General features: G+C 54.9%; 12 protein-coding genes. All 12 read left to right on the forward strand.

The window, feature by feature from the left end; genetic code table 11:
- The first annotated feature begins 1 nt into the window (after position 1).
- The 12 genes from V3W40_RS04980 (at position 2) to V3W40_RS05035 (ending at position 9,717) form a co-directional block, all read left to right on the forward strand.
- Positions 2–760 (forward strand): hypothetical protein, encoded by a 759-nt coding sequence (locus V3W40_RS04980; RefSeq protein ID WP_033901915.1) that lies wholly within the window; start codon positions 2–4, stop codon positions 758–760.
- Positions 760–1,458 (forward strand): DUF2786 domain-containing protein, encoded by a 699-nt coding sequence (locus V3W40_RS04985; RefSeq protein ID WP_174562731.1) that lies wholly within the window; start codon positions 760–762, stop codon positions 1,456–1,458. Before V3W40_RS04980 ends, V3W40_RS04985 begins: the two co-directional genes overlap by 1 nt.
- Positions 1,455–2,174, forward strand: a complete 720-nt coding sequence (locus tag V3W40_RS04990; RefSeq protein ID WP_033901913.1) for an HNH endonuclease signature motif containing protein — start codon at positions 1,455–1,457, stop codon at positions 2,172–2,174. Before V3W40_RS04985 ends, V3W40_RS04990 begins: the two co-directional genes overlap by 4 nt.
- Complete coding sequence (locus V3W40_RS04995; RefSeq protein WP_033901912.1) at positions 2,158–2,376, forward strand: hypothetical protein; 219 nt, start codon at positions 2,158–2,160, stop codon at positions 2,374–2,376. The genes V3W40_RS04990 and V3W40_RS04995 overlap by 17 nt, the downstream gene beginning before the upstream one ends.
- Positions 2,373–3,722 (forward strand): replicative DNA helicase, encoded by a 1,350-nt coding sequence (dnaB, locus tag V3W40_RS05000; protein ID WP_033901911.1) that lies wholly within the window; start codon positions 2,373–2,375, stop codon positions 3,720–3,722. The genes V3W40_RS04995 and dnaB overlap by 4 nt, the downstream gene beginning before the upstream one ends.
- A gap of 174 nt (positions 3,723–3,896) precedes the next feature.
- Positions 3,897–4,418 carry a hypothetical protein gene (locus V3W40_RS05005; RefSeq protein WP_033901910.1) on the forward strand — a complete coding sequence of 174 codons (522 nt, stop codon included), beginning with the start codon at positions 3,897–3,899 and terminating at the stop codon, positions 4,416–4,418.
- Positions 4,415–4,654 carry a type II toxin-antitoxin system HicA family toxin gene (locus V3W40_RS05010; RefSeq protein WP_033901909.1) on the forward strand — a complete coding sequence of 80 codons (240 nt, stop codon included), beginning with the start codon at positions 4,415–4,417 and terminating at the stop codon, positions 4,652–4,654. Before V3W40_RS05005 ends, V3W40_RS05010 begins: the two co-directional genes overlap by 4 nt.
- Positions 4,654–5,655 carry a nucleoid-associated protein YejK gene (gene yejK, locus V3W40_RS05015; protein WP_033901908.1) on the forward strand — a complete coding sequence of 334 codons (1,002 nt, stop codon included), beginning with the start codon at positions 4,654–4,656 and terminating at the stop codon, positions 5,653–5,655. The genes V3W40_RS05010 and yejK overlap by 1 nt, the downstream gene beginning before the upstream one ends.
- A 35-nt stretch (positions 5,656–5,690) precedes the next feature.
- A complete protein-coding gene (locus tag V3W40_RS05020) occupies positions 5,691–5,927 on the forward strand; it encodes an Arc family DNA-binding protein (RefSeq protein ID WP_033901907.1) in 237 nt (78 codons plus the stop codon).
- On the forward strand, positions 5,924–7,696 hold the full coding sequence (locus tag V3W40_RS05025) for a ParB family protein (RefSeq protein WP_033901906.1): 1,773 nt from the start codon (positions 5,924–5,926) through the stop codon (positions 7,694–7,696). The genes V3W40_RS05020 and V3W40_RS05025 overlap by 4 nt, the downstream gene beginning before the upstream one ends.
- A gap of 27 nt (positions 7,697–7,723) precedes the next feature.
- Positions 7,724–8,419 (forward strand): DUF2857 domain-containing protein, encoded by a 696-nt coding sequence (locus tag V3W40_RS05030; protein WP_033901905.1) that lies wholly within the window; start codon positions 7,724–7,726, stop codon positions 8,417–8,419.
- Positions 8,416–9,717, forward strand: a complete 1,302-nt coding sequence (locus tag V3W40_RS05035; protein WP_033901904.1) for an STY4528 family pathogenicity island replication protein — start codon at positions 8,416–8,418, stop codon at positions 9,715–9,717. The genes V3W40_RS05030 and V3W40_RS05035 overlap by 4 nt, the downstream gene beginning before the upstream one ends.
- The last annotated feature ends 163 nt before the right edge of the window (positions 9,718–9,880 follow it).

The raw sequence follows: 9,880 nt of genomic DNA on the forward strand, positions 1-9,880 counted from the left end.
AATGGCGAAGCCCTCCATCACCGATGCCCGCAGTATTACTGCCGATGTCATCCTAGAGGTTGGCAAGTACTACAGCGCTCAGCAATTGCGCAGCTTGCAAGCAAAGCTAAGTGGATCCGCACGAGAAATACGCTCCCTGACAAGCGGTAGCCACTTAGCAGGTCGAATAGGCGCTCAGTTGAGCTTTGAACAGCGTCAGCTTTTGCAGGACGCTGCGAAGCTTATTGAGTCCGTGAACTCGAACATAAAACACGCGAAGGAAAAGCGCGGCCGTGACGAAAGCCAAGCCAAGCAGCGTCAGCAAGCTCGATATGCCGAAGCCAAGCGTCTGGTAGCTGAAACATATCTAAAAACTTTTGTCTCTGAGCCAGCGGCTCTGGAGCCTCTCCTAGAAATTCTTCAAACAGCGCTGACGCTCAATCGTGCAGGGGTTATCAGTAACGGTTATTCCCCTAGGGAGTTCAATCTCAGGCTCCGTGATTACCTATCGCCAGACCGAACTCGAAAGCTAATTGGCTGGACCAGCCCAAATGCTTTTTGGATAAGCATCGTTCTCTCTGTGCGTAATGACTTTGTACAAGCTGTTGAGCAGGAGATTGCTTACGACGACGGCTCAAGTGTTCAGGATCGTCTTGATGCCTTGAAACAGAAGGTTGCGGATTGTCTTACCCGGATTCACCTCTCTGCTGACGAGGAGGAAACACTGCGACTTTGGTCAGAGGCGCTCTCCCCCCGTAACCAACAGGAAGGGGGTGAATGATGGACAAGCAAAAAGTCCTCAGCAAGGTCGCCAAACTCATGGCGCTGGCCAAATCGCAAGGCGCTGCCCCCAACGAAGTGGAAATTGCACTTCGCCAAGCGCGCCATTTGATGAAGCAGTACAACCTCGAACATACCGAGGTTGTTGCTCATGCAATCGAAGAGGCCAGCGTGGGCACCAAGACCCGGCGTTCGCCGCAGGATTGGCTGCACAACCTGGCCACAATCTGCTCCCAAGCCTTCGACTGCAGCCACTTGGCGTATTTTCATCCGCTGGCAGGCTGGTCCTTCAAGTTTTTGGGGAAGGGTATTTCGCCCGAGCTGGCCGCTCACACCTATTCAACGCTGCATCACCAACTCGTAGCAGCCCGTCGAGCTCATGTTGCTCAGCAGAAACGCTGCCAACTCAAGACAAAGCGTCACCGGGGCCAACTCTTTGCCGAGGGTTGGCTGAATGCCGTCGCATCGAAAGTGAACCAGTTTGCAGGCGGGGTAGACGAAACCACGGCGCAGGAGATCCAGGCCTACCTGGAATTGCACCACCCTAATCTCAAGCAATTCATCATCAAACCCATCGAAGCCAAAGGTCACGACACTCGGTCTCTGCGAGCGGGATGGGACCAGGGCAAGCATGCCAGGCTACATCGTGGTGTTGGACAGCAGTCACGAGAAGCCCTTGGGCATGGGGGGAGCCAATGAGAACTCATTCGCTTTCACCTTTGGCCATAGCGGCGCTGGAACAAGCCCGATCCCAACTTGGGCTTGCCCCGGCTCATAAACACCATGTTTGGAGTGAGACTGAAGAGCGCATGCTCATTGCCCGCTATCCCGATGAACCGACTCAGGTCCTAGCCGCCGAATTGGGACTCAGCGTCTATCAGATCTATGCCAAAGCCAAACGGCTGGGATTGAGCAAAAGCTCCGAGTTTCTTCGCAGTAGTCTCTGTGGCCGGCTTGACGGCAAGTTGGGCGCTGAATTCCGCTTCTCCAAGGGTTCCGTCCCATGGAATAAGGGCCTTAAGGGGCTCCCCTCCTCTGGCCGTATGACTCAGACGCAGTTTAAGACGGGCAATAAACCGGGGAACTGGCTACCTATTGGCAGCTTGCGCACGACTCCTGACGGCTATCTCCAGAGAAAAATCACCGACACCGGTTACCCCCCTGTCGATTGGAAAGGCGTGCACGTGCTGCTCTGGGAAGAACACTTTGGCCCTGTCCCCACAACTCATTGCGTGTGCTTCAAGGATGAAAACAAATCCAACATCGCCATCGGCAATCTGGAACTGATCACGCGTGCGGAGCGCATGCGGCGCAACACCATCCATCGCTATCCAGAAGAGCTCAAATCCGCAATGCGAGCGATCAGCAAACTCAAGCGCACCATCCGGGAGGTTGCACATGAAGAACAAGATTGAAGATCTACGTAATCATCTGTTCGTCGCGATTGAGGGCCTCCTGGATCCAGACAAGCCTATGGAAATCGACCGGGCCAAAGCCGTCGCCGAGGTTGCTCAGGTCATGATCAATTCAGCGAAGGTTGAAGTCGACATGGTTAAAGCTCTGGGCGCAATCAACGGCACTGGTTTTATCCAGATCGGCGAGGAGTCCGGGAAATGAATCACCTTGACCTCTCACCGCCCTACTCCGTAGAGGCTGAACAAGGTGTGTTAGGTGGGCTACTGCTCGACAACAACACCTGGGATCTCGTCGCGGACAAACTGGATGCGTCTGACTTTTTTCGGCATGACCACCGGTTGCTGTTTCGGGCAATAGCCGGCCTTGCTGACAAGTCCGCTCCATTCGATATCGTCATCGTCTTCAACGCGCTGGAGGATCCAGACGAAGCCGGAGGGCTGAGCTACCTGGGCGAGCTGGCCAAGAATACGCCGTCTGTAGCCAACATTGAGCATTACGCATCCATCGTGCGTAATCGCTCCAGGCTCAGACAACTCATGTCTCTTGGCTACCAATGCTCTCGCGATGCCACGGATCCGCTGGCCAACGCGGAAGATGTTCAAGAGACCATTGAACAACAACTTTTCGCGCTTGGCGAAGGTAAGAGCGCATCTGAATTCGTCGACATCAACCAGTGCCTGACTACTGTCGTCGAGCAAATTGACGAACATTTCAACGGCAATATCACCGTGACCGGCGTGCCTTCAGGCCTGGAAGATTTGGACGAGTTTACGTCGGGTTTTCAAGAAGCCGACCTGATCATTCTCGGTGCACGTCCTTCGATGGGTAAAACGTCCCTAGCCTTGAACTTCATCGATACGGCTCTGCAGGCAAAGCTTGATCGTACCGTTCAAGTCTTCAGCATGGAAATGCCCGCCAAAGCACTGCTCTATCGGTTGATGGCAATTCTTGGCCATATCGATCTTGGGAAGCTATTGAAGGGCAAGCTTGATGACGAAGACTGGCCGAAGCTGACTGCAGCCGTTTCACGTATCAATGCATATGGCGAGCGGCTGGTCATCGACGACTCATCAGCGCTCACACCTGCCGTTATCAGGGCCAAATCTCGTCGCGCAGCCCGTCGCTTCGGACACCCGAGCTTGATCTTGATCGATTACCTGCAGCTCATGCGCTGCCCAGGCCAGGAAAACAGGGCGAACGAAATCAGCGCTATATCCCAGAGCCTCAAGGCCCTGGCGAAGGAGATGAATTGCCCGGTGGTAGCACTCTCTCAGCTCAATCGGGAGCTGGAGCGCCGACCAAACAAACGTCCGATCAACGCAGACCTGCGTGATAGCGGCGCCATCGAACAGGACGCAGACCTGATCATATTCGTCTATCGGGACGAGGTGTACCACTCACAGACCGAACACAAAGGCATAGCCGAGATCATCATCGGCAAGGCTCGCAACGGTCCTACTGGTACCGTTCGCACGGCGTTCATAGCGCACCAAACCCGCTTTGCAAACCTCAGTGCCAACAGTAGCTGGCAAGGAGCACACCTATGAGCCCCCTCTCTCCGGTTGCAATGACCCATTGGTGCCGCAACTGCGATACACATCATGCATTGCAGCAAGTCCAGCAATGCGTGCCTGCCCCAACCGCTCTCAATGCTGAAGTGGACATTCTGATTTGTCCCAGTTGCAACAGCTACGACATCGAGGAGCTTCGGGAGGTGTCAGATGCACAGTAACGCTGCGTTTTTTCCAAGCATTCAAGCCGGTGAAGTCTTCGAAGCCTCTGCCGTGGTTCACGCCCACAAAACAGGCGTCAACCCAGTAGAACTTGATGCTCTAGCTCAAGCAGTCGGCCGTCTTACTCGTGACCACAGCACCGTTGTCCCAATGAGCATGCGCGAGGACCTGCTGGAATTTCAGAAGCTCGGCTACGTCGAGCTGGCCGACACGCTCAGCGCAACCATCACCGTTGAACTGCTGTGCGCAGGCGCCTTGCTATCAAGTTACTTCTGGTCGGTTTGGGTCCCCCGGCACCTCCAAAGCTGCTCACTGAAAGTGGCGGTCATGGCTCACCTGCAACACCCCGCGCCAGTGCAGCACTGCACCGTCGTGTTCCGCGTGCCAGGCTCGCGCGAGGCAACTCGTAATTTTCTGCATGAGCTCGGCAGCAAATTCCCGGGTGACCAGGCCGAAATCATCGCGATTCAGGCAGGGAACGTTTTAGCAGACAAGGACGCAGAGCTATGACGACCAACCTCATACGCGGAAAGCACGAGAACCTTCGCCAACTGGTGGAATTTGCCAGGGCCAATGGTTGGACTGTGTCGCGGACTCAAGGTGGCCACATCCAGTTTACCAAACCCGACCTTGGATCAATCTACACATCGTCGACCGCAAGCGATTACCGCGCGGCCCTCAACGCCAAAGCTCGCATTCGCCGTGCCGATCGAGCTCAAACCCAACACACTCAGGAGGCAATCTAATGCCTATACGTCATTGTATTGTTCATCTGATCGACAAAAAACCCGACGGCACGCCCACAGTTCTGCATGCACGCGATTCGGAGCTGTCCGAATCGGCGGCCATCGAGAACATGCTTGCCGACCTCAACGAGAGCTACAACGCCAAACAAGGCAAGGCCTGGGGTTTCTTCCATGCCGAGTCCGGCGCGCACCCGTTCAGCAGCTGGTTGAAGGAGTATTTCGACGGTGGCCAGGATTTCACCACCTTCAGCCGCACCGCGGTCGAGCACCTGCAGAAGCTGATGGAAGAGTCCAACCTCTCCACCGGCGGCCACGTGCTGTTTGCCCACTACCAGCAAGGTATGACCGACTACCTGGCGATCGCCCTGCTGCACCACAGCGAAGGCGTGGCGGTGACCGACGAGCTGGACGTGACGCCCTCCCGTCACCTGGACCTGGGCCAACTGCACCTGGCGGCACGGATCAACGTGTCCGAGTGGCAGAACAACAAGCAGTCCAAGCAGTACATCTCGTTTATCAAAGGCAAGAACGGCAAAAAAGTCTCGGAGTACTTCCGTGACTTTATCGGCTGCCAGGAAGGTGTCGACGGGCCGGGCGAGACCCGCACCCTGCTCAAGGCCTTCAGTGACTTCGTGGAAAGCGAAGACCTGCCGGACGAGTCGGCCCGCGAAAAAACCAAGACTCTGGTGGACTACGCCAGCAGCCAGGCCAAGCTCGGCGAGCCCATGGGCCTTGAAGAGCTTTCGGGCTTGATTGATGAAGATCGGCCCAAGGCGTTCTTCGACCACATCCGAAACAAGGACTACGGCCTGTCACCGGAGATCCCCATGGACAAACGCACCCTAAACCAATTTCGCCGTTTCACCGGTCGTGCCGAAGGCTTGTCCATCAGCTTTGAAGCGCACCTGCTGGGCGACAAGATCGAGTACGACGAGCCGTCCGGGACGTTAACCATCAAGGGCCTGCCCACTCAGCTTAGCGATCAGTTGAAACGTCGCTGAACACAAATACACAACCCTAGACATCGGAGCACGCTATGAGCAACCAACCAAAACGTCAGCTTGAAGAAAAATTCGTCGTCCGCCTTCCCGATGGGATGCGTGAACGGATCGCGCTGCAAGCGCGCGAAAACACCCGCTCAATGAACTCGGAAATTGTCCATCGCCTGGAGACTACAGTCGAGCTTGAGGCGGCGCTTGGTCGTGCACTAAAAATCATTGATCAACTTTTGGCAGCAGCGCCAGCCTGTGAGCTGCCTGGAGCCAGGGCATGAAACAGTCTTTGGCTCAGACTATGAAAGAGAAACTGCAACTGCCGGCCTTTCAATCAAATTCGCCGGTAGCTGCGCGCATGAGCGATCCAATCGTCGATACCCCTATGCTGTTGACGCTCGATGAAACATTGCCGTATGACGAGAACCCACGGACCACTCGAAACCCGAAGTACGATGAAATTAAAGAGTCCATACGCAATCGAGGTCTCGACACGCCCCCTCCCGTCACGCGCAAACCTGGTGAGGAGAAGTACCGGATCCGAAACGGTGGCAACACGCGCCTGGCCATTCTAAACGAGCTGTACCGTGAGACCGGGGACGAGAAGTTCTTCAAGTTCCACTGCCTGTTCCGTCCCTGGGACACCGTTCGTGGGGAGATCATCTCGCTCACCGGGCACTTGGCCGAAAACGATCTGCAGGGTCAACTCCTGTTCATTGAGCGGGCTATTGGCGTCGACAAGGCCAGAGCTTTGTATGAGGAGGAGTCTGGTGAGGCAATTTCTCAAAGTGAGCTTTCTCGACGTTTGAAAGCTGATGGCTACCCTGTTTCTCAACCTCACATCAGTCGGATGCAGGACACTCTTCGGTACTTATTGCCGGCAATTCCGGCAGTGCTATATTCCGGCCTCGGCGTTGATCGAATTTCGAAGCTTCTTGCACTACGCAAGACAGCGCTTCAGTGCTGGGAGCGCAATTATCAAGAACAAGGGCAGCACCTAGAGTTTGATACGATTTTTCAAGATGTCCTCTCCCAGTTTGAGGGAGACGCCGAGGAGTTTCTGTTCCAGCGCTTCCAGGACGAGCTGATTGATCAGCTCAAAAAGCCGTTAAATCTCGGTTACGAGAAAATTCTGCTGGAAATCACTCAGAACCAGGACCAGTTACGCAGATCAACACCAGTACTTGAGATGCCTCAGCATCCTGTCTCGCAACTTGAGGGGTTGCCTCAGTCGAGTCCCCAAAACAATAGCATTGAGTCAAATCAGAACCCGTCACAATTACCATCAACTCATGTTTCTGATGGCACGCCTAAGCCAACTATGACCACGGCGAGCCCTCCCCATCGAGTTGGCCAACATAAGCTGGCCCCTCCCCCTCAAGAGCAAATGAGCCCGCAAGAGCGCCAAAAGCGCATTGATGGGCACATTGCAAGTCCAGTGAAAAGCTCCCCCAAAGTCGACAAGATGAAACGGGAGCTCGCTGCGCTTGATGGTGAAGTATTACCCGACTTTGCCTCCAACGCCTTGGTGGCCATCCCTGTTCAAGCTGGTGGTCTCAACCCCATATCTGACCTTTGGTACATCGAGCGTGAAATCGACAATGCCATGATTCTGCGTCAGCACATCGCGCAATTGGCTCGTGAAATTGCCAGCTCGGTAAAAGCACCAGGTCAATTTATCGATATCGAAGGTGGCGTGGGTTTCAGCTATCGACACCCCGATGCTGAAGGAGAATTGGAAATCACTGCTACAGCCCAGCATACGTTGACGCTTCTTCAGTCTTTAAGCGGTTCGGTGGCCATCGTTCTGAAAATGATTCAGGAGCAGCCCGATCTGCAGGTCGACGCTTTGACCGACTTCGAATTCGCAGCTGGGCTTGGGCAACTCTTACTTGGCCAGCCTTATACGAACGACACCCCCCCAGAGACTGAAGGCCGCCTCAGCGACGGCGCACTGGTGAAGCTCTTCCGAATAATTCGACTCGCAAGGCGTTTGATTGATTTAGAGGTCAAGTTAACTGCCGGCGATAGTGCGAACCCAGCCAGCTAAAACAGGACCACTACGAGGGGAGTCGTCATGTCCAAGATACCAATCAACGAAGCCATCCTGTCTCAGGTGCTTCATCACATGCGCAACGGCCAACTCCGGCGTTGCATCGAGATGGGTTTGGAGCCTGAAATCCTGGCACAGCTCCAACAACCGTCAGTTCTGAGCTTGTTGCTCAACACTCCAGTCTCTTGGTGCAACGTCACCATCGATGGAGAGATGGTGAAAAAACTGCTGATAGGGGCGCAGCGGTCCGATGAAGAAGTGCGCACGATCGAACGTGCGCTTCGACTAGGCGCGACCACTCAGATGCTGCAACAGTTCTTCGGGCTATCACCCCAGGACGTAGCCCTTCAACGCCTAATGATCGGTGTAACGGCACGTCGCGGCCGGTGGCGAGAATTCAGTGAGGAGATGGACGCTCACCTTTGGTACAGATGGACGCACCTGATGCAGGAACATCAGGTTGAACTTGAAGACAGCCTCGCCATGCTGGATATCGCCATGCTAGTCGCCGAAGAGCTCAACACACCCCAGGACACCCATGCAGATGAAAGCTCCGAGAACCTCAGTCTAGCAATCATCTGGCATCGCATTCAGTCCTGGATAAAGGAGGGGCTTTACCCCCCTGCAAGCACGGGCCTCCCAAGAAAGCTACAGCTGGTGTCTTCTCATCGACTGGCTCAGCCTGCAGCGACACCGGCGGAAGGTGATCCCGTACTATGAGGTTGTCTCGGCTCCCATTGTCGACGCTTTTAGACTCGGCCTCGGGCCACCTTGAAGCTCACTTGCTTCAGAAAAAAGAGTCGGCGCCTCCGGGGATCGAAGGTTCTGCCCCCTACTCCGGAATCATATTCAGCGGGAACCCACACGAGACGGTGCCTCGCAGATTGCTTCTGGATGACCGACTGACCCCGCTTGAAAGAAACACCTGGCAGGTGTTCCGGTTACTGATCAATGACGACGGCCTTACGGCGTTCCCCACCTATGACCAACTACGGCCATATTTGGGCATGCAACCCGGCAGGCCAGCCTCGCGAGAAACCGTATCAAAAGCATTGGTCACTCTACGGCTCACACGCTGGCTTAGCCTGGGCCGCCGTGTGCGCAATGACCTGAGTGGACAAGTTCAAGGTAACGTCTACTTACTTCATGACGAACCGGTCACACCAGCCGAAGCCATAGAATTCGATAAGGATTATTTACAGCTACTTGTGCAGTCCATGGAGCATCAGACCAAGGTAATCCGTGAAGTCGCGCAGATTGCCTGGAAAGAATTCGCTGCCGATCCAGACGTGGGTCAGCGCTTACCAAGCCGATTGGACGTCATCGAGTCTCGTTTGAACAGCCAGACCTGGACAACGGCGCGCACGGCAATACCTCTAAAAGCGACTGAGTTCGGAGTCCGAACTCAGCAAATTACACCACAGTTGCCACAGAGTTCGGATGCCGAACTAAGTGGACACAGCGGCGAGCGAATCGCTTTTGAGCCAAGTTCGGATGCCGAACTCAGCCTAAAATCAATGGGTTCGGACTTAGTTCGGCATCCGAACTCATATAGTACGTATACAGATACACACAAAGATGTTTGTAAAAGCTCTGTACATGTACCGCTGACTTCGACCGACATGGCCGCCGATTTGCTCGACGCACTGCATCGGCTACCGGCGGATCAAAAACAGAGCGCGGTGGTGGCGCTGCAAAAAGTCCCAGAAGAGCTGAAGCCAGCGCTCATCAAACAATGGGTGCACCGCTGTGACTCAGGGGGGATACGAAACCCGCTGGGCTACTTGATGACACTTGTCGGCATGGCGGTCCGTGGAGACTTCAACAGCCACTGGGATCCTGATGACAAAGCAAGATCCAGCCCCTCACGCCAGGGAGTTGCAAATCCTCCATCCAATGCCACTCAACCGGCTAAAACGGTTGCAGAAACCCGCAGTCCTGAGTCGGTACAAACCGCTAGAAACACACTCAGCGGAATGTTGCATCTGCTCAGACCCAATCGGGGTACGCATCCATGATAACAACCCCGATAGTAAGCTCGGCCCCAATCTACTTGGCAGATCCAGGTATGAGCATGGACAGCAAGCCGAGCTATGCGGCCCGCATAGCTCGACAGAATTCCAATATCGGCAGTGGCCAATCGAACTATCCATATCAGAGCTATGCGGCCCGCATAGATCG

This window comes from Pseudomonas sp. AM8, assembly GCF_036346475.1.
Lineage (GTDB): Bacteria > Pseudomonadota > Gammaproteobacteria > Pseudomonadales > Pseudomonadaceae > Aquipseudomonas > Aquipseudomonas marginalis.